Annotated in this window: 17 protein-coding genes; 9 read left to right on the top strand and 8 right to left on the bottom strand. The window is 65.7% G+C overall.

Going from position 1 to position 24,983, the window contains the following annotated elements:
- Nucleotides 1–49 precede the first annotated feature (49 nt).
- The 4 genes from JW805_11695 (at nt 50) to JW805_11680 (ending at nt 6,762) form a co-directional block, all read left to right on the top strand.
- Nucleotides 50–1,582: a Do family serine endopeptidase gene (locus JW805_11695; GenBank protein ID MBN2972679.1), complete on the top strand. Its 1,533-nt coding sequence runs from the start codon at nt 50–52 to the stop codon at nt 1,580–1,582.
- A 58-nt stretch (nt 1,583–1,640) separates the two neighbouring features.
- Nucleotides 1,641–3,305, top strand: coding sequence for a DUF853 family protein (locus JW805_11690; GenBank protein ID MBN2972678.1), 1,665 nt, complete (start codon nt 1,641–1,643; stop codon nt 3,303–3,305).
- Between the two features lie 46 nt (nt 3,306–3,351).
- Complete coding sequence (locus tag JW805_11685; GenBank protein MBN2972677.1) at nt 3,352–4,575, top strand: amidohydrolase; 1,224 nt, start codon at nt 3,352–3,354, stop codon at nt 4,573–4,575.
- A gap of 231 nt (nt 4,576–4,806) precedes the next feature.
- Nucleotides 4,807–6,762, top strand: a complete 1,956-nt coding sequence (locus JW805_11680; GenBank protein ID MBN2972676.1) for an oligopeptide transporter, OPT family — start codon at nt 4,807–4,809, stop codon at nt 6,760–6,762.
- A 403-nt stretch (nt 6,763–7,165) separates the two neighbouring features.
- On the opposite strand, the gene JW805_11675 is transcribed toward JW805_11680, so the two are convergent.
- The 3 genes from JW805_11675 to queF form a co-directional block, all read right to left on the bottom strand.
- On the bottom strand, nt 7,166–8,449 hold the full coding sequence (locus JW805_11675; GenBank protein MBN2972675.1) for a glycoside hydrolase family 130 protein: 1,284 nt from the start codon (nt 8,447–8,449) through the stop codon (nt 7,166–7,168).
- Between the two features lie 45 nt (nt 8,450–8,494).
- A complete protein-coding gene (locus tag JW805_11670) occupies nt 8,495–10,768 on the bottom strand; it encodes a glycosyltransferase (GenBank protein MBN2972674.1) in 2,274 nt (757 codons plus the stop codon).
- A gap of 115 nt (nt 10,769–10,883) precedes the next feature.
- The gene (queF, locus tag JW805_11665; GenBank protein MBN2972673.1) at nt 10,884–11,330 is read right to left on the bottom strand and encodes an NADPH-dependent 7-cyano-7-deazaguanine reductase QueF; all 447 of its coding nucleotides are present in this window, start codon (nt 11,328–11,330) and stop codon (nt 10,884–10,886) included.
- Between the two features lie 247 nt (nt 11,331–11,577).
- On the opposite strand from queF, the gene JW805_11660 reads away from it, so the two are divergent.
- The 5 genes from JW805_11660 to JW805_11640 all read left to right on the top strand — a co-directional run bounded on the left by JW805_11660 (nt 11,578) and on the right by JW805_11640 (nt 18,138).
- Entirely contained in the window at nt 11,578–13,074 is a 1,497-nt protein-coding gene (locus tag JW805_11660) for a peptidase S10 (GenBank protein ID MBN2972672.1), read from the top strand.
- Complete coding sequence (locus JW805_11655) at nt 13,071–13,829, top strand: sulfurtransferase (GenBank protein ID MBN2972671.1); 759 nt, start codon at nt 13,071–13,073, stop codon at nt 13,827–13,829. The genes JW805_11660 and JW805_11655 overlap by 4 nt, the downstream gene beginning before the upstream one ends.
- Nucleotides 13,826–15,016 (top strand): cystathionine beta-lyase, encoded by a 1,191-nt coding sequence (gene metC / locus JW805_11650; GenBank protein ID MBN2972670.1) that lies wholly within the window; start codon nt 13,826–13,828, stop codon nt 15,014–15,016. The genes JW805_11655 and metC overlap by 4 nt, the downstream gene beginning before the upstream one ends.
- Nucleotides 15,016–16,284, top strand: a complete 1,269-nt coding sequence (locus JW805_11645; GenBank protein ID MBN2972669.1) for a mechanosensitive ion channel — start codon at nt 15,016–15,018, stop codon at nt 16,282–16,284. Before metC ends, JW805_11645 begins: the two co-directional genes overlap by 1 nt.
- 714 nt (nt 16,285–16,998) lie before the next feature.
- Nucleotides 16,999–18,138 carry an N-acetyltransferase gene (locus JW805_11640; protein ID MBN2972668.1) on the top strand — a complete coding sequence of 380 codons (1,140 nt, stop codon included), beginning with the start codon at nt 16,999–17,001 and terminating at the stop codon, nt 18,136–18,138.
- Here the strand turns inward: JW805_11640 and JW805_11635 are convergent.
- The 5 genes from JW805_11635 to JW805_11615 form a co-directional block, all read right to left on the bottom strand.
- Nucleotides 18,122–19,669, bottom strand: a complete 1,548-nt coding sequence (locus JW805_11635; protein ID MBN2972667.1) for a hypothetical protein — start codon at nt 19,667–19,669, stop codon at nt 18,122–18,124. The two genes, JW805_11640 and JW805_11635, sit on opposite strands and share 17 nt — an antisense overlap.
- 205 nt (nt 19,670–19,874) lie before the next feature.
- Nucleotides 19,875–21,716 carry a hypothetical protein gene (locus tag JW805_11630; GenBank protein MBN2972666.1) on the bottom strand — a complete coding sequence of 614 codons (1,842 nt, stop codon included), beginning with the start codon at nt 21,714–21,716 and terminating at the stop codon, nt 19,875–19,877.
- On the bottom strand, nt 21,713–22,111 hold the full coding sequence (locus JW805_11625) for a GtrA family protein (GenBank protein MBN2972665.1): 399 nt from the start codon (nt 22,109–22,111) through the stop codon (nt 21,713–21,715). The genes JW805_11630 and JW805_11625 overlap by 4 nt, the downstream gene beginning before the upstream one ends.
- A gap of 3 nt (nt 22,112–22,114) precedes the next feature.
- A complete protein-coding gene (locus JW805_11620; protein ID MBN2972664.1) occupies nt 22,115–23,623 on the bottom strand; it encodes an NAD(P)/FAD-dependent oxidoreductase in 1,509 nt (502 codons plus the stop codon).
- Between the two features lie 124 nt (nt 23,624–23,747).
- Nucleotides 23,748–24,968, bottom strand: a complete 1,221-nt coding sequence (locus JW805_11615; GenBank protein MBN2972663.1) for an argininosuccinate synthase — start codon at nt 24,966–24,968, stop codon at nt 23,748–23,750.
- Between the last annotated feature and the right edge of the window lie 15 nt (nt 24,969–24,983).

Raw genomic sequence — 24,983 nt, 5'->3', positions numbered from 1 at the left:
CCGCCAGAGGGGTCATCAGTTTTTCTGAGTTGAGAGGAATATCACGCACGTGCGCTACGCCTACGCATTGACCGCCGCCCTCCTGCTGGGCGGCACTGCCGCCACGATGACGCTGTCGCCGATCGGCGCGCAGACCGCGCAGAACGAACCCGGCGCGATCAGCGCCAGCACCCCGCGCGCCGGCGCGCCGATGAGTTTTGCCGACATGGTCGCGAAGCTGCAGCCGGCCGTCGTCAATATTTCCACCACCCAGCGCGTGACGCTCAACCAGCAGCAGCAGAACCCGTTCTCGGGCACGCCGTTCGAGAATTTCTTCGGCGGGCCGAGCCAGGGGCAGGGCGGTGCGCCGGTGACGCGCCAGGCGCAGTCGCTGGGTTCGGGCTTCATCATCTCGCCCGACGGCTATGTCGTAACCAACAATCACGTCATTTCGGCCGGAACGCGTAACGCCGTGGTCGAGACGATCACCGTGACGCTGAGCGACCGCAAGGAATATAAGGCCCGCCTGATCGGCCGCGACCCGACGTCGGACTTGGCGCTGCTCAAGATCGACGCGACCAACCTTCCATTCGTTCGCTTCGGCGATTCGCAGCGCGCGCGTGTCGGTGATTGGGTTGTCGCGATCGGCAATCCTTTCGGACTTGGCGGCACCGTCACTGCGGGTATCGTCTCGGCGGTTCATCGCTCGACCGGCACCCAGCCGGGCAACGCCGATCGCTTCATCCAGACCGACGCGTCGATCAATCAGGGCAACTCGGGTGGCCCGATGTTCGATCTGAACGGCAACGTCATCGGCATCAACTCGCAGATCTTCTCGCCGACCGGCGGCAATGTCGGCATCGGCTTCGCCATCCCGGCCGAAGTCGCCAAGCCCGTCATAGACACGCTGATGAAGGGCCGCAGCGTCCAGCGCGGTTACCTGGGCGTGGGCATCCAGCAGATCGACGAGGGGATCGCCTCCGCGCTCGGCCTGCCGCGCAACGTTGGCGAACTGATCAACCGCGTGGAGCCAGGCGAGGCCGCCGATAAGGCCGGCATCCGGTCGGGCGATGTGGTCGTGAAGGTCGCGGGCCAGGACGTGACGCCAGACCAGACCCTCAGCTTCCTTGTTGCCAATCAGGCGCCCGGAACCCGCATCCCGATCGAGCTGCTGCGTGACGGAAAGCGCATGACGGTGACGGCGACCGTCGGCACGCGTCCGCCCGAGGACCAGCTGATCGCGTCGGCCGGTGGTGACGACGACGACGGCCTGCCGGGTGGCGACAGCGGCAGCCAGACGCCGGCGTCGCAGTCGCTCGGCGCACAGGTCGTCGCGCTGACTCCGCAGATCGCGCGCCAGCTGGGGATCGACGCCAGCGTTCGCGGTGTCGTGATCGCCCAGGTCGACCAATCGAGCGACCTCGCGGCCAAGGGCCTGCAGCGTGGTGACGTCATCAGCTCGATCGATCGCAAGCCGGTGACGACTCCGGCTGAGGCGACGGCGGCGATTGCTGCGGCGAAGTCTGCCGGTCGCAAGACGGTGCTGATCTACTTCCAGCGCGCCCGTCTGGGCGGCCGCTACGTCGCGGTCGATCTGAAGTAAGCTTGAGCGGTCCGCGCCATCCGCTATCCCTGAACCGAATTAGGTTAGGGGATAGCGGATGGCCGACTCGATCTTCATCGGTGCCAGTGCGGACGGCAAGCGGCAGGACCTGGTCCTCAAGCGCGCGAACCGCCACGGCCTGATCGCCGGGGCGACGGGCACCGGCAAGACGGTGACGCTGCAGGGCATCGTCGAGGGGTTTGCCCGTGAAGGCGTCCCCAGTTTCGTCGCCGATGTGAAGGGCGACCTGTCCGGCCTCGCCATGGCTGGCTCTGCCCAGACTAAGACTCACGAAATCTTTGCCGTACGCGCTGCCGAACTCGGCCTGACCGACTGGTCCTACGGCGACAATCCCACGCAATTCTGGGACCTGTTCGGCGAACAGGGGCACCCGATCCGCACCACCGTCAGCGAAATGGGCCCGGTGCTGCTCGCGCGCCTGATGGACCTGAACGAGGTACAGGAAGGCGTGCTCACCATCGCCTTCCACGTCGCCGACAAGGAAGGGCTGCTGCTCCTCGACCTCGACGACCTCCAGGCGATGCTCGCCGAATGCGCTAACCGCGCCGACGAACTGACCGTCACCTACGGTAACGTCACCAAACAGTCGGTCGGCGCCATCCAGCGGTCGCTGCTCCAGCTGCGGAGCCAAGGCGGCGAGCATTTCTTCGGCGAACCCGCGCTCGCCATCACCGATTTCATCGCGACCGATGACCGGGGCCGGGGCGTCGTCAACATCCTGGCCGCCGACAAGCTGATGGCGAGCCCCAAGCTTTATTCGACCTTCCTGCTCTGGCTGCTCAGCGAGCTGTTCGAAACGCTCCCCGAAGTCGGCGACCCCGACAAGCCACGCCTCGTCTTCTTCTTCGACGAAGCGCATCTGCTGTTCAACGACACGCCCAAGGCGCTGCTCGAAAAGGTCGAACAGGTCGTCCGCCTGATCCGCTCGAAGGGCGTCGGCGTCTACTTCATTACCCAGAACCCGATCGACATCCCTGACACGGTGGCGGGTCAGCTCAACAACCGCATTCAGCACAAGTTGAACGCCTTCACGCCGCGCGACCAGCAGGCTGTGCGCTCCGCGGCAGAGACATTCCGCGCCAACCCCGGCGTCGACGTCGCCACCGCGATCACCGAACTGAAGGTCGGCGAGGCCTTGGTGTCGCTGCTCCAGCCCGACGGTGCGCCGTCGCCGGTCGAGCGTACGCTCATCAAGCCGCCGTCGAGCCGCGTCGGTCCGGTCACGCCGGTCGAGCGCGGCGTGCTGATCCAGACCGACGCGATCGGATCGAAATATGACGAGCGCATCGACCGTGAAAGCGCCGAGGAACTGCTGACCGCCAAGGCCGGCGAAGCTGCCGCCGCGGCCGCGGCCGCCAAGGCGCAGACCGAAGCCGATAAGGCCGCCGCCCTCCAGGCCAAGGCCAATGCGCAGGCGGCAAAGGAGGCCGAACGCGCGCGGCTCCAGGCGCAGAAGGACGCCGACCGTCAGGCCCGCCTCGACGCCCAGGCGCGGCGCGCCGCCGAACGCGAGGCCGCAAACAGCCCGTGGAACAAGGCGATCACCTCGGCCACCCGCTCCGCCAGCTCGACCGTTGGCCGCACGATCGCGAACGAAGTGACAAAGGCGGTGCTCGGCGGCTCGTCGCGCAGCCGATCGTCGAGCGGCGGATTGCTCGGCGGCCTCGTCCGCGGCGTGCTGGGCGGCTTGTTCAAGGGCTGAGCGGGCAGGCTTGGCGGGGGCGGCGTGGAGGCGTAGTAATTCTGTCATGAACGCCCCCACCACCCGCTGGACCGCCGCCGGAGCGGCCGAACTCGCCGATGTCGTGGCGCTGCGCCGCGCGATCCATGCCGAGCCCGAAGTCGGCCTGCACTGCCCCAAGACCACCGCGAAGCTGCGCGCGGCGCTGGAGGGGCTGCCGCTCGAAATCCACGAAAGCCGCTCGACCACCGGCTTCATCGCGATCCTGCGGGGCGGGGCCGGGGGCAAGGGCGACAACGGCCGCACCGTCCTGCTGCGTGGCGACATGGATGCGCTGCCGATGCAGGAGGAAACCGGCCTCGATTTCGCCAGCACCGTGCCCGGTGCCATGCACGCCTGCGGCCATGACAGCCACTCCGCGATGCTCGCCGGCGCCGCCCGCGTGCTGTGCGCGCGTCGCGAAGAACTGCCCGGCACGATCGTCTTCATGTTCCAGCCAGGGGAAGAGGGGCACCACGGCGCACGCTTCATGATCGAGGACGGGCTGCTCGACATCGCCCGTCCCGACGCGGCCTTTGCGCTGCACATTTCGCCGAACATTCCAGCCGGCACTGTTGTCAGCCGTCCGGGACCGCTGCTGGCCTCGACCGACGCGCTGAACTTCACCATCCGCGGCAAGGGCGGCCACGCCGCGATGCCGCACGAATGCGTCGATCCGATCCCGGTCGCCTGCGAGATCGTGACCGCGCTCAATGCCTTCATCGCGCGGACCATCCCGGTCAGCGACCCCGCCGTGCTGTCGATCACCAAGATCGCGGCCGGATCGGCCTACAATATCGTGCCGTCCGACGTGACGATGCTCGGCACGCTGCGCACGCTGTCGCCCGCGACTCGCGACACGGCGCGTGCCGGCCTGAAGCGCGTGGCGGAGCATGTCGCGCTGGCCCATGGCTGCACCGCCGAAGTGCGGATCGACGAGGGTTATCCGGTCACGATGAACGACCCGCGCGCGATCACCCTGGTGCGCGACATCGCCGAGGAGATGAACCCGCAAGCCGGCTGGATGACGATGCCCGCGCCGATGATGGGCGGCGAGGATTTCAGCTATGTCCTGCGCGACGTGCCGGGCTGCATGGCCTTCATCGGTGTGGCGCCCGAGGGGAGCGACCCTGCGACGAACCCACCGCTCCACAACACGCGGATGACGATCGAGGAGAGCGTGATGGGCAAAGGGATCGCGCTGCATTGTGCGTTCGCGGATCGAGTGTTGCAGGGCGGATTGCCGGGCTGACGCTCGCTTTCGACCGTCATTCCGCGATCGCCCCTCGACCGTCATCCTCGCAATCGCCCCGCGCCGTCATCCCCGCGCAGGCGGGGATAAATAGTCGCTGAAGGCGGAGTCGCACTGCGTTCAGCCAGAATTGATCCCCGCCTCCGCGTGGATGACGAGCGAGAGGGTAAGGGCGGCCCATGGCGCCCGCCCATCTTCCCTCCTTTTCCATCCTGTGCCACGCTCCCGCCCATGAGCGACACCCGCACCACTGCCCGCCTGCCCGAACTCACCCTGCGCGGGATCATCCTCGGCGCGATCATCACCGTGCTGTTCACCGCAGCGAACGTGTATCTGGGGCTGAAGGTCGGCCTGACCTTCGCCACGTCGATCCCGGCCGCGGTCATCTCGATGGCGATTCTGCGGCTGTTCAAGACCGGCAATATCCTGGAGAACAACATCGTCCAGACGATCGCGTCGGCCGCGGGCACGCTGGCCGCGATCATCTTCGTCTTGCCGGGCCTGGTGCTGGTCGGGTGGTGGAGCGGTTTTCCCTATTGGATCACCGCGTTCGTCTGCGCGGTCGGCGGGATCCTGGGTGTCATGTTCTCGGTGCCCTTGCGGCGCGCGCTCGTGACCGGTTCCGACCTGCCTTACCCGGAGGGCGTCGCCGCGGCCGAAGTGCTGAAGGTCGGCGCCGAATCGCGCGAGGGCGGCGCGGAGAACATGCGCGGCTTGCGCACCATCATCCTCGGCAGCCTGATCGCGGCGGGCTTCACGCTCCTGACCCAACTCCGCCTGGTCGCGGCGGAAGCGGCAAAGAACTTCAAGGTCGGTGCGGCGTCGGCAACAGGCGTCTCGACCAGCTTCTCGCTCGCGCTGATCGGTGTCGGGCACCTCGTCGGGCTGACCGTCGGTATCGCGATGGCGATCGGCATGGTGCTCGCCTGGGGCGTGCTGATGCCAACCCTGACCAGCCTGCAACCGACGCTCGACCCGGTCGATACCGTGGTCGGGTCCGTGTTCCGCAACGACGTGCGCTTCATCGGCGCCGGCACGATCGGCGTCGCGGCGATCTGGACGTTGCTCAAGATCCTGGGGCCGATCATCGGCGGCATCCGATCGGCGATGGTCGCGGCCCGCGCGCGCAAGGGCGGGGCGGTGCTGGAGCTGACCGAGCGCGACCTGCCGATCGGCGTCGTCGGCGGCACCATCCTGTTCTCCCTGATCCCGATCGCCTGGCTGTTGTGGGACTTCGCCAGCGGCGGGCCGGTGGCGGAACACCCCTGGCTCGTGATCGGCGGGACGCTTGCCTATGTTCTGGTCGTCGGCGTCGTGATCGCGGCGGTGTGCGGATACATGGCCGGGCTGATCGGCGCGTCCAATTCGCCGGTGTCGGGCGTCGGCATCCTTGCGGTGCTGGGCGCGTCGCTGTTGCTGGCGATGGTCTTCGGCCACGGCGGCGATCCCGCACGGGTCGATGCGCTGGTCGCCTATGCGCTGTTCACCACCGCGATCGTCTTTTCGATCGCGACGATTTCGAACGATAACCTCCAGGACCTGAAGACCGGCCAATTGGTCGGCGCGACGCCGTGGAAGCAGCAGTTCGCGCTGGTGCTGGGCGTCGTCTTCGGCAGCCTCATCATCCCGCCGGTGCTCGACCTGCTCAATACCGCCTTCGGGTTCGCCGGCGCGGCGAACGCCGGCCCGAACGCGCTGGCGGCGCCGCAGGCCTCGCTCATTTCCGCGCTGGCGAAGGGCGTGCTGGGCGGTGACATCAACTGGGGGCTGATCGGCATCGGGGCAGGGATCGGCGTGGTCGTCGTCGCGGTCGACGAGACGCTCGGCAAGACCAGCCGCTACCGCCTGCCGCCGCTCGCCGTCGGCATGGGCATCTATTTGCCGATGGCGCTGACGCTGCTCATCCCGGTCGGGGCTGCGATCGGCCATTGGTACGAACGCCAGGCGGCCAAAAGCGCGAACCCGGAATTCGTCAGCCGCCTGGGCGTGCTGGCCGCGACCGGATTGATCGTGGGTGAAAGCCTGTTCGGCGTCGTCTTCGCCGGTATCGTCGCCGCAACGGGCAGCGACGCACCGTTGGCGATTGCGGAACTGGGCGAGGGGGTCACCATTCCGGCGGCGCTGGTGGTGTTCGCGCTCGGGATTGTGGTGCTGTACCAGAAGACGTTGAAGGCGGCGCGGGGGTAGGTCCGGGGGACTGGCCGGCGCTCAGCCAGTCCGCGCGCTGTTGACCTGAATCCCGTCACTCACGATCGTCATCCCCGCGAAGGCGGGGATCAATAGTCGCTGAACGACATGAGACTCACGATGGCCAGCCAGAATTTATCCCCGCCTTCGCGGGGATGACGAATTGGGCGGTGTGACGGCGAATGAGACCCACCAGTGCTCCCGCGAAGTCGGGAGCCTTAAAGTTACAGAGGATTTAGTCTGTCGCCCTAGGCTCACGCCTTCGCGGGAGCACCACGGGGGCGAGAAAGAGCGTACCCCCACGCCGTCAGACGGGATCGCTGCGCGACCCCGCTGCCCGCCGTGGCATCCCCTGCGATTGCTTTCCCTGCGATTGCTTTGGCAATCGCAGGGTGCCCGCACCTTACATCGCCGCCAGCAGCTTCTCGATCTCGACGAACGCAAACCCGATCGAGCTGTCCGCAATCCCGTACGGAATGAACAGCTTGTCCCCATGCCGGATCGCGCCGCAGCTATAGACCACGTTCGGCACGTATCCCTCGCGATCCTGATCCGCTGCGGCCAGGATCGGTTCCTTCGTCCGCCCGATCACCTTCGTCGGATCGTCGAGATCGAGCAAGGCCGCGCCGATCGAATATTTCCGCATCGCGCCGACGCCGTGGGTCAGCAGGATCCAGCCCGCTTCGGTTTCGATCGGCGGGCCGCAGTTGCCCATCTGGACGAGTTCCCACGGATATTCCGGCTTCAGCAACAGCTGGCCTTCGTCCCAATGGTCGATGCGATCGCTGTCGATGATGAAGACGTTCTCGCCGTCCTGGCGGCCGATCATCATATATTTGCCGCCGACCTTGCGCGGGAACAGCGCCATGCCCTTGTTGCGGCTAGCCGATCCCGACATCGGCACCAGGTCGAACGCGCGGAAGTCCTTGGTCCGCAGCATTTCCGACTGAATGCCCGACCCGTCATAGGCGGTATAGGTGCCGATCCACTCCACTTCGCCGTCGTCATGGGTGAAGTGGACCAGGCGCAGGTCCTCCAGTCCCTTCGACTGCTGCTCGGTGATCGGGAAGATGACCGTGCCCGACAGGGTGGAGTCGCGGTGCCGATAGACGGTCACCGGCCCTGACGGCATTTCCAACTCGTCGCCCACCGCGTCCGCCGCGGTGGCGAACGGCGGTTCGGGCGCCAGCGTCAGTTCGTTCTGGTCGGTGATGATGCCTTCGCGGAACGCGACCGAGCTGATGTGGCCTTCGCCGACCGCGCGCATCGACATCAGGATGCGCTGCGACCCGCGCGGCATGCCGCTCTGATCGAAATGCGGCACCACGCTGGGGTTCATCAGCGCGGCGGCGGCGTAGCTGTATTCGTGGCAGAAATAGGCGCCGATCAGCTGGCGCTTCTCGTCGCCGATCTGGCTGCCGTCGAGCCCGAGCAACGCCTCGATCTCGTCATAGCGCGTCATGAACACGCGCCGCGTCTGCCAGTGGCGCGCTTCGAAATCCTTGAGCACCGTTTCCAGCTGCTCGCGCGCTTCGCCGGGGCTCATTTCCAAGACGGCGCGGACCATCCGCTGGGTGCGGCTTTCCGCGCCCGGGGTCGGGGTCGCCCAGGCGATGTGGAACGGGCGGACCACCACGCGCGAAGGGTCGGCGTGCAGGCGCAGCGGATGGTCGTGGAATTCAATCATGCGTCCCCCCCGGGGCGTTACGGTCAGTCCTGGCGGGCGGCGCGATTACGCCGCCACGCGGGTTTGACCTGCCACGGATGCGCCCCGCTTTGAAAGGGCCGAAATCGTGCACCCGGCAAGTTGCAGCGCCAGGATCGATTCGGCACCCTGGTTGCGGTTCAAACCATTCGGCATCAGGCCGTCGAAGCAGCCGCCGTCCGAAATGCTGGCCAGCGGCAGGTCGAGGTCGTTTGCGCCCAGATACCAGCCATAGGCCTTGTTCGCTTCGGTCAGCCAGCGACCGTCGCGGGTGGCGTCGAAGGCCGCTGCGCACGCATCGACGGTCGCCTGCGCCTCCAGCGGCTGCTGGTCGAACGGCAGCGGATCGGCATATTCGCGACCGAAGCTTTCCGTGCCGACCGCGCGGAAACGACCTTCGGGCGACGTCTGGCGGCTGACGATCCAGTCGAGCGTCTCGATGCCCGTCGCAACCAGCTCGGGCTTGCCGAGCGCGACACCGGCGCGGATCATCGCTTCGGGCAGGCGGGCGTTGTCATAGGCCAGCACGATTTCGAACCAGCTCCATTCGGGCCGGCGCGCAGTGTCGAGCAGGCTGGCGAGTTCGGCAGAAAAGCGCGTCAGGATTTCTCGCGACAGGCCGTGGCCGGGATGCGCCTCCAGCATCGCCGCAGCGCCCAGCATCGCAAAGGCATGCGCGCGGGGGCTGCCGAGCTCGAACGCCAGGCTGGCGGTTTCGTCGAACAGGCGCGCAGCCCAGTCGCGGTGCTTCTGCATGCCGGCATCGCGCGCGGTGACGCCCAGCGCCCACAGCGCACGGCCGTTCGAATCCTCCGAACCATATTCCTCGCACCAGGTGCGGTCATAGTTCATGAAATTGCGGAAGCGGCGCTTGTCCGGGTTCCAGGCATATTGCACGAACGCGCCGTACACGCTCGACCATTTGTCGCGGACGACCGGTTCGAGATCGGGTACCTGCGTCATCAGGATCAGCGCACGGGCGTTGTCGTCGATGCAATAGCCGTGACGGCGATCGGGCACCGAGAGGATCGAATGCTGAAGCATCCCGGTCGCGTCGCTCATCCGCTCGACCGCTGCGATGTCGATCGGCAGGATGCGGGCGGCGTGACCCTGCTGGCCCAGGCGGCGCGGGCGATTGGCGACGATGCGCTCGATCTGTGCGAGCGCGGCCTCCGCCAGGCGCGGCCAGATCATCGAACGGCCGCGGGCATAGGCGCGTGCCGCCAGCCGCTCGCGGTTGCGGCGATTGCCGAGCAGCGCGTTGATCTCGCGCGCGAAACCGGCGCTGTCGCCGAAATCGACCAGCACGCCGTGGCCGTCGGCCAGGATTTCGGTCGCGTGGACATAGGGCGTCGAGACGACCGGCTTGCCCACGCCGACCGCATAGCTGAGCGTGCCGGACGTGATCTGGAACGGATTGTTGTACGGCGTCGCATAGATATCGGCCGCCTGCAGGTAATCGAGCAGTTCGTCATGCTCGACGAAGGCGTCGATGAAGCGGATCGCGTGGCCGACACCCAGCTCCTCGGCCTGAGCCTTCAGCCGGTCGCGATAGGCTTCACCCTCATGCGCGACCAGATTGGGGTGCGTCGCGCCGAGCACGACGTAGAGCGCGGCCGGGTTCTGCTCGACGATCGCGGGCAGGGCGGCGATCATCGTCTCGATGCCCTTGTTCGGGGCAAGCAGGCCGAAGGTCAGCACGACCTCGTGCCCCGCCCAGCCGAACGCACCCTTCAGCGTGTCGGCATCGACCAGTGGCCGGTCGGGCACGCCGTGCGGAATGGTGACGATCTGGCGCGCATCGGCACCATAGTGGCGCTCCAGGATCTCACGACCGCGTTCGGCCATCACGATCACCTTCGATGCGCGACGCAGCAGCGCTTCGAGCACACGGCGTTCGTCGGCGCTCGGCTTTTCCAGCACGGTGTGGAGCGTCACGATGACCGGCATGGTCACGCGGTCGAGCAGCGCCAGAATATGTTCCCCGGCCGCCCCGCCGTAGATGCCATATTCGTGCTGCAGCCACAGTGCCTGCGCGCCCGACGCCTCGATCGCGCGCGCGGTCGCGATATACGCGCCCAGGTCGTTCTGCGGGATCGTGCCGGTGACTTCGGCCGGGTAGTCGTAGCGGCCCGGATGGTCGTCCATCGCGTAGACGTCGACCTTCAGGTCCGGAAAACGCGACCGCATCGCTTGGGCAGTGTCGGTCGTGAAGGTGGCGAGCCCGCACTTGCGGGGCAGGTAGTTTCCGATCAGGACGATGTGGTTGATCGGGGCGGTGGCGGCCTCCTGGGTGTCCATGACGGTCCTTCGCAATTGCAGAATTGATCAGGCGCTAGGCCTTCCAACCGACTCACAACGCTATAGAACCGAATATGGTTGCCATAATTGTGCAATGCAACACGTACGATCGAGATCAACCGCGCCCACGGTAGGACGCAACCCCCTGGTCGGGCAGCCACAGGCCCTCGGGTGGCGCGCCCGATTGCCAGAACACGTCGATCGGGATGCCGCCGCGCGGATACCAATAGCCGCCGATGCGCAGCCACACCGGCTTCATCTCGTCGAACAACCGCTGACCGATCCCGACCGTGCAATCCTCGTGGAAGCCGGCGTGGTTGCGGAACGCGCCCAGGAACAGCTTCAGCGACTTCGATTCGACGATCGTCTCACCCGGTGCATAATCGATGACGAGATGCGCGAAGTCGGGCTGGCCGGTGACCGGGCAGAGCGAGGTGAATTCTGGCACCGCGAAGCGCACCAGGTACAGCGATCCCGCACGCGGGTTGGGGACATAGTCGAGAACGGCCTCTTCCGGAGAGGCCGGCAGGCTGCTCGCCTGGCCGAGATGAAGCGGTGTCATGGGTGGGGCATGTAGGGGTTTGCTCTCGACCCGTCATCCCCGTCTTCTTTCTGTCATCCCCGCGAAGGCGGGGATCAATAGTCGCTGAAGGTCGTGAGACTCACGTCGACCAGCCAGAATTTATCCCCGCCCTCGCGGGGATGACGGGGAGCGGCGATGACGGGAGGGGCGGGGATGACGGGAGGGCGGGCGGCAACGACGTGACAGGAGATTGCACCCCGCGCCGCCGCCGCTAGGGTGCGCGCCCATGCGTTCCATCCTGCTCGCCGCCGCCGCCCTGATCGCCAGTCCCGTCGTCGCCCAGGACGCGCCCGCGCCCCGGTCCGCGCCCGCCAAGGCCGACGACATCCCCCCGCCCAACCGATCGGTCACCCGCCACACCGGGGTTTTCGGCGGGCAAAGCGTCGCCTACACCGCGATCACCGGCGAGACGTATCTGAAGGCCGATGACGGCACCCCCCGCGCCGCGATCTTTTCGACCAGCTACATCAAGGACGGCGCCGACCCGCGTCGCCCGGTGACCTTCCTGTTCAACGGTGGCCCCGGTTCGGGCTCGGTCTGGCTTCACATGGGCGCGTTCGGGCCGAAGCGGGTCGCGATCCCGTCGGACGCGAAAGACGACGGCGGACCGCCCTATCCGATCCTCGACAATCCCGATTCGCTGCTCGACGTGACCGACGTCGTCTTCATCGATCCGGTCGGCACCGGTTTCAGCCACGCGCTCGGCAAGACCGACCCCAAGGACTTCTACGGCGTCACCCAGGACGCGCGCTCGATCGCGCAATTCATCCGCCTGTGGCTGAACGAGCATGGTCGCTGGAACAGCCCGAAATTCCTCGGCGGCGAAAGCTACGGCACCACCCGCAGCGCGGCGGTGCTCAACCAGCTGGAGGGTACGTTCAACGACGTCTCACTGAACGGCGTCATTTTGATCTCCACCGTGCTCGATTTCGCCGCCGGCGCCGATACGCCGGGCAACGAGATGACCTTCATCCTCAACCTGCCGTCGATGGCCGCCACCGCGCGATTCCACGGCAAGGCAGGGGCGGGGACGCAGACGGAAGCGTTCGTCGAGGACGCCCGCCGCTGGGCGACGGGTCCCTATGCCGCTGCGCTGCTGAAGGGCAATGCGCTGCCCGCGGAGGAGCGCGCCACCGTCCGCCGCGACCTTGCGCGTTTCACGGGCTTGAGCGAAACCTATCTCGAGCACGCCGACCTGCGCGTGACACCCGACCGGTTCTACAAGGAACTGCTCCGCGATCGCGGCCTGACGGTCGGTCGGCTCGACAGCCGCTACACCGGCCGTGACTTCGACAGCGCCGGGGAAGCCCCCGACAACGACCCCAGCTTCTACGGGATCGACGGCGGCTATACCGCGGCGATCAACGCCTATGTCCGCGGCGACCTGAAGTACGCGACCGACCGCAGCTATGTCACGATCGGCGGTGTGGGGCCGTGGGACTGGCGGCTGGGCGGTGGGCGCGACAGCGACGTGTACATGAATGTCGCGCCCTATATCGGGAAGGCTCTGCGCGAGAATTCGGGCCTCAGGATCTTCGTCGGCCAAGGCTGGTATGATTTCGCGACCCCGTTCTTCGCCGCCGAATATGCCCTGTCGCGCACCGGATACGACAAGAGCCGGATCCAGTTCCAGTATTACGACGCCGGCCACATGATGTACGTTCGCGACGAGGATCGCGCGAAGCTGACCCGCGACATCCGCGCCTTCATCCGCGCCCGATGATCGGCTCGCTCGTCTCCACCGCCGGCCTTGCCGATCTGGCCGGCGTTCGCATCGTCGATGCATCGTGGTTCCTCCCCGAACACGGCCGCGACGCGCGCGCGGAGTATCGCGCCGGCCACATCCCCGGTGCCGCGTTCCTCGACCTGTCGAGCGCCAAGCCCGGCGCGGTCGCGATCGACCCGGCCGCGGCCTATGTCGTCTATGACGACAGCCCGCTGAAGACCGCAGCGCGCGGGTGGTGGCTGCTCAAATCCTCGGGTGCGACGTCGGTCGCGATCCTCGACGGCGGCCTCGCCAAATGGCGCGCCGAGGGACGGCCGTTGAAGGCGGGGGAGGGCACCACGCTCGGCGCCACGACGGTCGCCCGCGTCGTCGGCTCGCTCCGCGACAAGGACGATGTCCGCGCCACCACCGACCAGATCGTCGACGCCCGCTCGCCCGCGCGCTTTGCGGGCGAAGAGCCCGAGCCGCGCGCGGGCGTCGTCCCCGGGCACATCCCCGGCGCGCGCAACGTCCATTACGCCACGCTCTACGACGCCGACGGCAGGTGGAAGCACGGCGACGCGCTCGCCGCCGCCTTCACCGCGGCCGGCGTCGACCTCGACTTGCCCATAACCACGACCTGCGGGTCGGGCGTCACCGCCTGCTCGCTGATCTTCGCCCTTCACCTGCTCGGGCGCGACGCGGCGCTTTACGGCGGGTCATGGGCCGACTGGGGCAGCGACCCCACCACACCCAAGGAAACCGGACGATGAGCACAGGACAGGGCGGCGGCAACGGGACGAAGGTGGTCACCGCGGGGCGGCGCAAGGAATGGAGCCAGGGGATCGTCAGCCCGCCCGTGTGGCGCGCGTCGACCATCCTCTACGATTCGGTTGCCGATCTGCGCGCGACGGCGGCCCACGACACGCATCACCGCCTGTTCTACGGCCGCCGCGGCACGCCGACCCAGTGGAGCTTGGCCGACGCATTGACCGAGCTCGAGCCGGGGGCGGAAGCAACCTTCCTCTACCCCTCGGGCGTGGCTGCGGTCGCCGCCGCGCTCCTGAGCGTGCTGTCGCCGGGCGACGAACTGCTGCTGGTCGACAGCACCTATGATCCGACCCGCTATCTCTCGATCGGCCTGCTGCACCGGTTGGGCATCACGACGCGCTTCTACGACCCGATGATCGGCGCCGGCATCGCCGACCTGATCGGCGAGACCACGCGCGCGATCTTCCTCGAAAGTCCCGGCAGCCTGACGTTCGAAGTGCAGGACATCCCCGCCATTGTCGCCGCGGCCAAGGCGCGCGGCGTCGTCACCCTTCTCGACAACACCTGGGCGACGCCGCTCGGTTTCCCGGCGATGGCGCAGGGGATCGACCTGTCGATCCTCGCCTGCACCAAATATATCTCGGGTCATTCGGACGTGATGATGGGGTCGGTCACGGCCACGAAGGATCATTGGCCGCGCCTGCGCGACACCAGTTTCCAACTCGGGCAGACGGTGTCGCCCGACGACGCCTGGCTCGGCAGCCGCGGTCTCCGGACCATGGCGGTGCGGCTCGATCGTCATGCGAGAAGCGCGCTGGAGATCGCCCGCTGGCTCAAGACCCGCAGCGAAGTCGCCGCCGTGCTTCACCCCGCGCTCGGCGACTGCCCGGGCAGCGAATTCTTCCACCGCGATTTCAAGGGCGGCGCGGGCCTGTTCGCTTTCGAACTCGCATCGGGCGGAGAGGCGGAGCGCGCCGCGCTCATCGATGCGCTGCAATTGTTCGGCATCGGCTATAGCTGGGGCGGGTTCGAAAGCCTGGCGGTGCCGGTCGATCCTGCCCGCCATCGCTCGGCCACGACCTGGAAAAGGGGACCGCTCGTCCGCATCAGCATCGGCCTGGAGGACCCCGCCGACCTGATCGCCGACCTGGAACGCGGGTTCGCCGCCTGGGCCGCCGCCGCACGGTGATGCAGCTGCGCGCCTGGCTGATCGATCTCGGGCTCGCGCAGGCCGGCGGAGACGATCTGACGCAGGCAGCGGTCGCGCTCGGCCTCGTCCTGCTGGCACTCGTCGCCGGATGGCTCGCCGGGCGGCGGATCGGGCCACCGCTGACCGAATTTTGGCACGACCGCGTCGGCGATGCCGGCGAATCGGTCGAGACGCGATTGTGCAGCCTCGTCCGCCACGGCACCGCCGCCGTCCTGCTGGCAATCGTCGCGCAAGCCTATTCCTGGGCCACGCTCGCCAGCATTGGGATCGGCGTCGCGCTGGGGGCGGCGACCGCCATGCTCGTGCTGACGCTATTGCGCGCGGTGCGGTTGCCGTCGTGGATGGCGTGGACGGTCGGCGCGCTCGTATTCGTCGCGATCCTCGGCCGGTCGGTCGGCGGATACGAGCCGATCACCAGCACCTTGGATGCGATCGGCATCGACGTCGGGCGACGGCGCGTGTCGCTCTGGTCGTTGCTTACCCTGCTGCTGACCGTCGTCGTCCTGCTGGCGATCGTCCGCGTCATCAACCGCGCCATCGCGCAGGCACTGGGGCGCGCGAAGACGCTCGACGCGACCCAGCGGCTGCTGATTCAGAAGCTGGCCGGCATCGCGCTGCTCGTCACCGCCTTTTTCTTCGGCATCGACGCGCTGGGCATCGACCTCACGACCTTCGCGGTGTTCGGCGGCGCCTTCGGCCTCGCGATCGGCTTCGGCCTGCAGAAGACCGTCGGCAATCTGATCGCCGGCATCATCCTGCTGATGGACCGATCGGTGAAGCCGGGCGACGTCATCGCGGTCGGCCAGAACTTCGGCTGGGTCAACAAGATCGGCGTCCGCGCGGTCAGCGTCATCACGCGCGAGGGCAAGGAACATCTGATCCCGAACGAGATCCTGATGACGCAGGAGGTGGAGAACTGGTCCTTCTCCGACCGCAACGTGCGCATCGCGATTCCGGTCAAGATCGCCTACGACAGCGACGTCGAACTCGCCGAAAGCCTGATGGCCCGCGCGGCGAAGGAAAGCAGCCGCGTGCTCGACACACCCCCGTCCGCGGTGTGGATGACCGCGTTCGGCGACTATGCCCTGGAGTACGAGGTCCGCGTGTGGATCAGCGACCCGGAAGGCGGCGTGGGCAATGTGAAGGCCGACGTTCTGAAGCGCATCTGGGCGCTGTTCGGCGAACATGGGGTGAAGGTGCCGGTGCCCCAGCGGGACGTGCGGATGGTGGTGCCGGGGGAGGGGTGAGGTGCGCTCGCGTCTTAGCGTTCGTTGGATCGTGCGGATTCAGCCGATTGCCTTCGTTATGATGATATCCGCTATCGGTGGTTGCAGTCGTTCGGAATGGACGCAGACAGGTAGCGCGATGTCTCCCGACGGCAGCTATGTGGCTGTTGCCGAATACAAGGGCGCACCCGCTTCTAATAGCGATCATGTACGGGTGCGTCTTATTAGTCGGCTAACAGGCGTGGATGCGGCGAGCGTTACGGTTGTAAAGGCTGCAAATTCAAATCGTCCAGTTCTTTACTGGGAAAGTGACAGGCAATTGATTGTCGAAATATGCGGAGCTTCCTCGTATGAGGTGCAAGCGGTAAAATATGGCGAGGTGAACTACGACCAAAAGGGAGGAAGGCGCAATGTTCGCGTGAGCGCGTTCGCGGTTAATAGCTCTCGCAACGGGCGGCAGATATGCGCTACCTTCGCCTAATCAACGAAGTTGCAATGTTGGAAATGATCTGTTTTACGGCGCATAGCTGCGCTGCATAAAATCTTCGAGATGGCTGATTACGCTGCGCTTCGTCAAAATTGGCAGGGTCTTCAAAAGTGACAAAGGCTGACGAATTGACCGCGGTATCGCAACTTTTGGCTGGACGGGCTGCGCGCGAAACCCCGCTCTTGGCATGAACTTCGTGACCTTCGCCCCCATTCCCGTCGCGCGATCGGCTCCCTAGATACGCCAGCGTGAGCTCCACTCCCGTCACCGCCCGCATCGCCGACGGCGTCCGCGCCATTCCCGCCGACCAGTGGGACGCCTGCGCCGGCTCCGGCAATCCGTTCGTCAGCCATGCCTTCCTGTCGATCCTGGAAGAATCCGGCTCCGCCACCGCGCGCGCCGGGTGGCAGCCGGTGCCGATTGTCGTCGATGGCGCCGACGGGCAGATCGCCGGCGTCGCGCCGGCCTATGCGAAGAGCCATAGCCAGGGCGAATATGTCTTCGACCACAGCTGGGCCGACGCGTGGGAGCGGGCCGGGGGGCGCTATTACCCGAAGCTCCAGGTCGCGGTGCCTTTCTCGCCGGTGCCCGGGCCGCGGTTGCTGGTGCGCGATGCGGCATCCGCGCCCCCGCTGATTGCGGCGGTCGAGGCGGTGGTCGACCAGCATCAGCTGTCCTCCGCCCATGCGACCTTCATCACGCCCGATCAGGTGCCGCTGTTCCAGGCGGCGGGCTGGCTGATCCGTGAAGGCACGCAATTCCATTGGGCCAACCGCGGCTATGGCAACTTCGACGATTTCCTGGCCGACCTCGCCAGCCGCAAGCGCAAGGCGATCCGCAAGGAACGCGCCGGCGCCGTCGAGGGGCTGACGATCCGCCACCTGACCGGCGCGGAGATCACCGAGGCGCATTGGGACGCGTTCTGGGTATTCTACCAGGATACCGGCAGCCGCAAATGGGGGACGCCCTACCTGACCCGCGCCTTCTTCTCGCTGCTGGGCCAGCGGATGGCCGACCAATGCCTGCTGATCCTGGCCGAGCGGGACGGGCGGCCGATCGCCGGGGCGCTCAACCTGATCGGCGCGGATACGCTCTACGGCCGCTATTGGGGCTGCACGGAGGACGTGCCCTTCCTCCACTTCGAGCTGTGCTATTACCAGGCGATCGACGCCGCCATCGCCCGCGGGTTGAAGACGGTCGAGGCCGGCGCGCAGGGCGAGCATAAACTGGCGCGTGGCTATACGCCGGTGCCCACGTGGTCGGCGCATTATCTACCCGACCCGAACTTCCGTCGTGCCGTCGGCGACTATCTGGCGCGCGAGCGACTGGCGGTCGCGGAAGAACAGGCGTTTCTGGGCGAGATGACGCCGTTCAGGAAGACTGTTTGAGCCGTGCGAGCCGCGCCCGCCGCTTGAGCAGGATGTCGCGGTACGGGCCCCAGTCGTCGATCGACAGCGCGGCCGGGGGCACGCTGTGGTCGACGCGGAACAGCGCGCTCGTCCCGTTGCGCCACACGGGGATCAGGCCCTGCTCCAGCCGTTTGTCGTAATTCGGCGGGCTGATCAGCCAGACATAGTCGAACGCGTCGCGGGGGAAGCGCACCAGGCTGATCGACACCGGGCGCCACCATTCGGTCGGGCACTGCGTCGTCGTCACGATCTCCGACGGGTCGTGGTTGAACGGGCGGCCCGCCTGGTACTTGACCGTCAGCAGCTGCGCGCCGGGCATCGACCATTGGTCGTTCGTGAACGCCAGCCGCCGCACCATCGCCATCCCGGGCAGGTGCTGCAGGCGGGTCATCGTCCACTGGTTGTAACAGGTCTCGCCGACGAAGCTGACCAGCCGCGCGCCGCGGGGCAGTTTCTCGAGGGCGGCGAGTTCGCGGTCGTAACTCTTGTCGTACAGCCAGAAGCTGACCGTCGTCGCCGCGGTTCGGGCCAGGAAGAAAGCGAGGCCGAACAGCGCCAAGATGCTGACGCCGCGCTGTACGGTACTGCCTGGCCGCGGGCGGATGGCGATGATGCCGATGCCGATCATGAACGGCACCAGCCGCATGTCGGCGTAGGCCGACCCGAACACGATCCGCGGCAGCAGGATGAAGACTGCCAGGAGGAAGAGTGCCGACAGCGTCAGGTTGCGCGAATATTGGACAGTCGGGTCGCGGACCGACTTCAGCAGCACGAACAGCAGGATGGCGACCGAGGCAATGTCGAACGCGAGCCAACGGTCGCGCAGTACCATCGTCACCCAGTTGACCTTCTGGCGCCAGTTGAACCAGTCGCCGGTCTGCCCCGTGACATGCCCCCCGCTGCGCCACATCAGCATCAGCAGCGCCGGCGGGGCCAGCGGCAGGCAGTGGATGCCCGCCAGGAACCACGGCCGCACCCACCGCGCGACCACGCCGCGCCCGGTGCTTCGGTCATGCTCGCGGATCAGCTCGGCGGAAAAGGCCAGCACGCCCAGCACGCCCCAGCCGAAGGTGTGGCAGACCCATAGGACAAGGCCGATCGGCACGAACAGGACCGCACGCAGCCGCAATTTGCCCAGCCGCGCAAGCCGGAGCCACAGCGCAAAGGCGTTCAGCGCCAGCGCCATCGACAGCGCGAAATTCACGAATCCGAAATGGAACGGGTAGCTGTACGCCAGCGGCAGAGCGAACAAGGCGGTCGCCGGTATCCGGCCATGAACTTCGCGAGCGATCCACAGCAACCCGACCGCAGTCAGCGGCGGGATGGTCAGCACGATCAGCTTGACCGCCAGCTCCAGTCCCAGGATCGGCGCCAGCGGCTCGATCAGCAGGTCGAGCCCCAGGTTGCCGATCAGCTGCCAGCGGAAATCATACCAGTCGTTCAGCCACGGCGCACTGTCATGCGCCAGCTGCACGCGGTAGCGCGCCATATGCCCGGGCAGGTCCACCAAGGGCGGAACGTCGGGCAAGAGAAGGGGAATGGCCGTGGCGATCGCAACCAAGACCACGAACGTCCGGGTCTGCCACCAGCATAGTGTTCTGGAATCTGCCCGTGCGCCCGCCTGCATCGCGCGTCAATAAGGCGTCGATGGGTCGGGGAGCAAGCGGCTTGAAACTTACCTGCGTATGGCCCGCTGGGGCAGCGCTCCGCCGTCCTTATCGTACGCGATAGAGCCGTAACATGCCGTCGTGGTAACCCGGTACCGGCTGAAGCCAGCCGGGAGTGTGACCCGCGCGGAGCTGATTTGCCAGATTATCCGGTCGACGGGCGCGAAACACCGCGGTGTCACCTGCGGTTAGACACAGCAGGACGTGAGTGGCCCGGTTCGCTCGCACGATTGCTTGAGCGTGGGCCGGGTCGCCGCTGAACGCCTCCACCACCTCCCGCATCTTGGCCATGTTGCGGTGATAACCGCTCGTAATGACCGTGTGATTCGTGCGAGCAAGCAGCTCCGGACCGATATCTAGCGTCGCGAACAGATGGGCGCTTGGCAATGATGCTAGTCGCTGGAGATCGCATTCGGTCTCGTTTGGGCGAAGCTTTTGACCAAAAGGTTCAAAGTCTGTCCGCGCATTGTGGAAGAATGACTCGTCTGCTGATTTCGCTAACGCGCTTGCCAGAGTTGGCGTTGCGAGCAGGGGGACAGCGAGCGTCATTGCAATACGCGGCACCACTCGCCCGATAGCACGGGCGCGCGGCAACCAGCGCGCGATGAGCAATGCGGAAAAGGGTGTCGTACAAATGCCGGCGACCGTGCCCTGCCGCATCACCAGCATCGATACGAACGAGGCTCCCAACGTAAACATGGCGAGCCACACCCAAGTGCGATCATGCAGCGGCCGGTCTCGGTCCGGCAAACCTGACAGCCATGCGGCCAGGACGATCAGCGGCGTCCAAAGAAGAACCACGCGGACCGATGTTATTTGGCTGGTTAAAGGTAAACCCTCCATAATCACGCCGTGCCAATAGCGCTTCATCAGTGGATCGATCGTTGCGAACGGGTTGACCGCGCAGACTCCGATCGGACCGATAATGATGGCGCCGGCGATCCCGCCGATCAGGGCGAGCAGTCCCGCTCGCACGACAAAACCACGCTGCCTGTCGGTGCCCGGGCAGCGCATTGCCGCTTGTGTTAGGATTGCGGCCACGCTGAAGGCTGCCAGATGTGGCCAGCCGACGGAATCGCAATGCGGCAACAGTTCTGACGACGGACGGGTCGCTAGATGACTTACCCAACTCGCCGTGGCCAAGCCGGTTAGAAACCAGGCAATACCGCGCTCACCGAACAGGATGGATCGCAAGCCGTACAGCCCGGCCAGCAGCGCGACCACGGGTAGCCCCTCTAAGGAGATCGATAGACCCAGCGCGGCGCATATCCCCGCTAGTCCTGCATCGCGCGGTCCGCGGCGACGCAGGAAAAACAGGACCGTCGCAAAGGTTGCAATCACCTGCCACCCATGATGGTCGATCCGCATCGGAAGGAAGCAGCTGAGGAGGAGCGGCGATAGTGGGACGATGGCGATCGCAATGACGCGGTGACGATAGTCAGTGTCCAGCGCTTTCATCACCCGCCAGACGAGCGACATTATCAGCGCCAGCTGACCGAGTGGCACGATGACCATCGCGAATTTGCTCGCGGCGGGTTCGGCAAGGACAAGCCGGCCGAGTATAAGGGCGAGTGCGATCGGGATATCGACCAGCCGCGACCAATGCATCTGAGCCCCGACCGGCGGATTCATCCGATATTGGGTAACGTCGAACCAGCTCTGCCCTGCCAGTAGGTCCCGCACTTCCATCAAACGCAGGAAATCATCTGGATCCTGTGTTCGAAACTCGGCGATCGCCGTGACACTGGCTATCAGGAGAACTAGGCTCCACGCGGACCAGACGCAGAAAATGGGATGCCGATAGAGATAAGCGGTAAGCCAATGGGGCGGTGCAGCGATTGCTTCAGCATCGGTGCCGAACGGTGAAATCGCGACGCCTGGCTGGTTCATGCGAACACCACGCTACGCCGCAACCACCAAGTCGTCTGGAAACTGACGACGATGGCGACGAGCTTTGCCAGCCGCGGATCGATAACGAGACCGGCCAGGCTAACGATGGCGACGGTCAGGGCGAGGCCGGCCAGTCCCGATGCCACGAACAGCGCTTGCTGCGCCGTCCGTGCCGTGCCGGGGGTCCGCAGCTCGTCCGCGAAAACCAGCCTGCTCGACAGCAGCCAGTGTGTCACAATGCCTGCGCCGTAGCTGAGCGCCGAGACGATCGCCATCGGTAGTTCGGCAGCGCGCAGCAGCAGGAAAAGACCAAGATCGACCGCCAGGGCGGCAGCGCTAACCGCTAGATAGCGAGAATAGGCAACCGTTCCGACGCGCCGAAGCAGCGCCGTCATCACTTACGCCGCCTTCAGGCGGTCGGGCACTGCTCGGACGCTCGCTAGTGCGGCCTGTTCTCCTTCGCGGCCCGACTCATGATATTCCGCGTCCTCGTTGACCGCCCAGATGTCGTAGATGCGCTCGCCTGCTACAATGTTGCGGACCGTGAGCATCGCGGTCATCATCGCGTGATCCTGATTGTTGTAGCGATGCATGCCATTGCGGCCGACCATGTGAAGCGTCGGGTACCGATCCTCGAGTTCCGCGCGCATTGCCTCGACATTCGCCTTGTACGTCTCGTCGTAGACTGGATACGCCTTTTCCTGACGAACGACCTTGCCGCCGACCACATCCTTCGGGTCGACAAGTCCGATCTGAGCGAGCTCGCGGGTGGCAAGCGCGACGAGGTCGTCATCGCTGGATTCCCAAAGGCCGTCGCCCTCAAAACAGAAATATTCGAGGCCGACGCAGGCCAGGCTGTCGTCAGGGACCATCTCGGGCGACCAGCTTCGGTAGTTCTGTACGCGGCCGACCTGAACGCGGGGATCGTGAATGTAAATCCAGTTGTCCGGGAACAGATCGTCCGAACGGATCATCAACGCAACGGTCAGGAAATCTCGGTAGCCAAGGTCGAGTGCCTCGGGCAGCGTTGCGGGTAGCGGATGAATGCGCCCGGCAAGTTCGCGCATCGGCGCAGATGAAATGACGTGGCGGGCTGAGACGATGATTGTCTGACCGTCGCGGTCACACGCGACGCGCCAACGATCAGCAGCGTCATCGTGACGCAGTTGCTTCAGGGCGGTGCCCATCAGGACCCGATTTCCGCCCTCTGCGACGCGGTCTCGAGCGGCTTCCCACATCATTCCGGGCCCTTGGCGCGGATAGCGGAAGGTCTCTAGCAGCGTCTTCACTGCCATGCCGTCATTTTTACCGCGTCCAAGGCCAAGCGATCGCTTCAGGCCGTCGAGCACCGCCCCACCCAAGCTTAATCCCTTGATGCGCTGAGCGGCCCAATCCGCGGACATTTCGTCGCAGGGCATGCCCCATACCTTTTCGGTATAGGTCTTGAAGAAGATCGAATAGAGCTTGTGACCGAACTGGTTGACGACCCACTGTTCGAAGCTTTTCGGCTCGCGGTGCGGCAACAGTTTCCAGCGCAGGTAGCTGGCCATGCACATCGTCGATCGCCAGATGCCAAGATTGAACAAGGCCTCGAACGCCCGCAGCGGGTAGCTATAAAATTTGCCTTCGTAAAAGATACGGCTCATTCGCGGCCGTTCGATGAAGTCGTCCGGGAGAATTTCGTTCCAGAGATCGACAACTTCGCGCGACTTCGAGAAGAAGCGATGACCGCCAATATCGAAGCGGAAGCCGTCGTGCTCGACGGTTCGGCTAATGCCGCCGACATAGATCGGATCTTTTTCGATGACAGTCACCGAATAGCCGAGCTTGGTCAGTTGATATGCGGCGGTCAGACCGGCCGGGCCGGCACCGATGATCGCAACGTCAACATTCTGGTCGTCTCGCATGTCGACTATAATCCCCCTAGCCAGAAAGGCAGGGAGCTGTTTGCGCGAGATTGGTTAACGAAGCGCTACCGCCGCGAGCCGCCAAGCAGAATTAAGGCGGCCGCGAAGGCCGCCAATATCTTCCTTAACGATCCCGACGCCCGAGCAACCGCAGGCGCAGTGCGTTGAGCTTGATGAAGCCGGCCGCATCGCGCTGGTCGTAGGCGCCCTGGTCGTCCTCGAACGTCACGACCTTTTCGCTGTAGAGCGAGTTGGGCGACTTGCGGCCGGTCACGATGACGTTGCCCTTATAGAGCTTCAGGCGGACGGTGCCCGACACCTTTTCCTGGCTGTGATCGACCGCGGCCTGCAGCATCTCGCGCTCCGGCGAGAACCAGAAGCCGTTGTACACCAGCTCGGCGTAGCGCGGCGCCAGTTCGTCCTTCAGATGCGCGGCACCCCGGTCGAGCGTGATCTGCTCGATGCCGCGGTGGGCGAGGGCATAGATCGTGCCGCCCGGCGTCTCGTACATCCCGCGGCTCTTCATGCCGACGAAGCGGTTCTCGACCAGGTCGAGGCGGCCGATGCCGTGCTTGCGGCCAAGCTCGTTGAGCGCGGCGAGCAACGTCGCCGGGCTCATCGCCTGTCCGTTCAGCGCGACACCGTCGCCGCGCTCGAAATCGATCGTGATCGTCTCGGGGCTATCCGGTGCGTCTTCAGGATTGACCGTGCGCGAATAGACGTAATCGGGGACCTCGTCCCACGGATCCTCGAGCACCTTGCCCTCGGACGAGGTGTGCAGCAGGTTCGCATCGGTCGAAAACGGCGCTTCGCCGCGCTTGTCCTTGCTGACCGGGATCTGGTGCGCCTCGGCGAATTCGATCAGCTTTGTACGGCTGGTCAGGTCCCATTCGCGCCACGGCGCGATAACCTTGATGTCCGGGTTCAGCGCATAATAGCCGAGTTCGAAGCGGACCTGGTCGTTGCCCTTGCCGGTCGCACCGTGACTGACGGCGTCGGCACCCACCGTCTTGGCGATCTCGATCTGGCGCTTGGCGATCAGCGGCCGCGCGATCGAGGTGCCGAGCAGGTACAGTCCCTCATACAGCGCGTTGGCGCGCATCATCGGGAAGACGTAATCCTTGACGAACTCTTCGCGCAGGTCGTCGATGAAGATGTGCTCGGGCTTCACGCCGGCCATCTCCGCCTTCTTGCGCGCCGGCTCCAGTTCCTCGCCCTGGCCCAGGTCGGCGGTGAAGGTCACAACCTCGCAATTATACTCGGTCTGGAGCCACTTGAGGATGACGGAGGTGTCGAGGCCGCCCGAATAGGCGAGGACGACACGCTTGATGGAGGAGTCGGTCATGGCCGCGCCTTTAAG

The organism is Roseomonas aeriglobus (genome assembly GCA_016937575.1).
Classification (GTDB): domain Bacteria; phylum Pseudomonadota; class Alphaproteobacteria; order Sphingomonadales; family Sphingomonadaceae; genus Sphingomonas; species Sphingomonas aerigloba.
Note: the sequence above shows the minus strand (reverse complement) of the source record. Positions and strands in the feature narration are given on the sequence as shown.

What these genes read in the sequence shown, in the direction of transcription:
- JW805_11645 (MBN2972669.1), top strand. Translation starts at nt 15,016, where the DNA reads ATGCAGCTGCGCGCCTGGCTGATCGATCTCGGGCTCGCGCAGGCCGGC.
- JW805_11620 (MBN2972664.1), bottom strand. Translation starts at nt 23,623, where the DNA reads ATGCGAGACGACCAGAATGTTGACGTTGCGATCATCGGTGCCGGCCCG.
- metC (MBN2972670.1), top strand. Translation starts at nt 13,826, where the DNA reads ATGAGCACAGGACAGGGCGGCGGCAACGGGACGAAGGTGGTCACCGCG.
- JW805_11625 (MBN2972665.1), bottom strand. Translation starts at nt 22,111, where the DNA reads ATGACGGCGCTGCTTCGGCGCGTCGGAACGGTTGCCTATTCTCGCTAT.
- JW805_11630 (MBN2972666.1), bottom strand. Translation starts at nt 21,716, where the DNA reads ATGAACCAGCCAGGCGTCGCGATTTCACCGTTCGGCACCGATGCTGAA.
- queF (MBN2972673.1), bottom strand. Translation starts at nt 11,330, where the DNA reads ATGACACCGCTTCATCTCGGCCAGGCGAGCAGCCTGCCGGCCTCTCCG.
- JW805_11655 (MBN2972671.1), top strand. Translation starts at nt 13,071, where the DNA reads ATGATCGGCTCGCTCGTCTCCACCGCCGGCCTTGCCGATCTGGCCGGC.
- JW805_11685 (MBN2972677.1), top strand. Translation starts at nt 3,352, where the DNA reads ATGAACGCCCCCACCACCCGCTGGACCGCCGCCGGAGCGGCCGAACTC.
- JW805_11660 (MBN2972672.1), top strand. Translation starts at nt 11,578, where the DNA reads ATGCGTTCCATCCTGCTCGCCGCCGCCGCCCTGATCGCCAGTCCCGTC.
- JW805_11675 (MBN2972675.1), bottom strand. Translation starts at nt 8,449, where the DNA reads ATGATTGAATTCCACGACCATCCGCTGCGCCTGCACGCCGACCCTTCG.
- JW805_11690 (MBN2972678.1), top strand. Translation starts at nt 1,641, where the DNA reads ATGGCCGACTCGATCTTCATCGGTGCCAGTGCGGACGGCAAGCGGCAG.
- JW805_11680 (MBN2972676.1), top strand. Translation starts at nt 4,807, where the DNA reads ATGAGCGACACCCGCACCACTGCCCGCCTGCCCGAACTCACCCTGCGC.
- JW805_11670 (MBN2972674.1), bottom strand. Translation starts at nt 10,768, where the DNA reads ATGGACACCCAGGAGGCCGCCACCGCCCCGATCAACCACATCGTCCTG.
- JW805_11615 (MBN2972663.1), bottom strand. Translation starts at nt 24,968, where the DNA reads ATGACCGACTCCTCCATCAAGCGTGTCGTCCTCGCCTATTCGGGCGGC.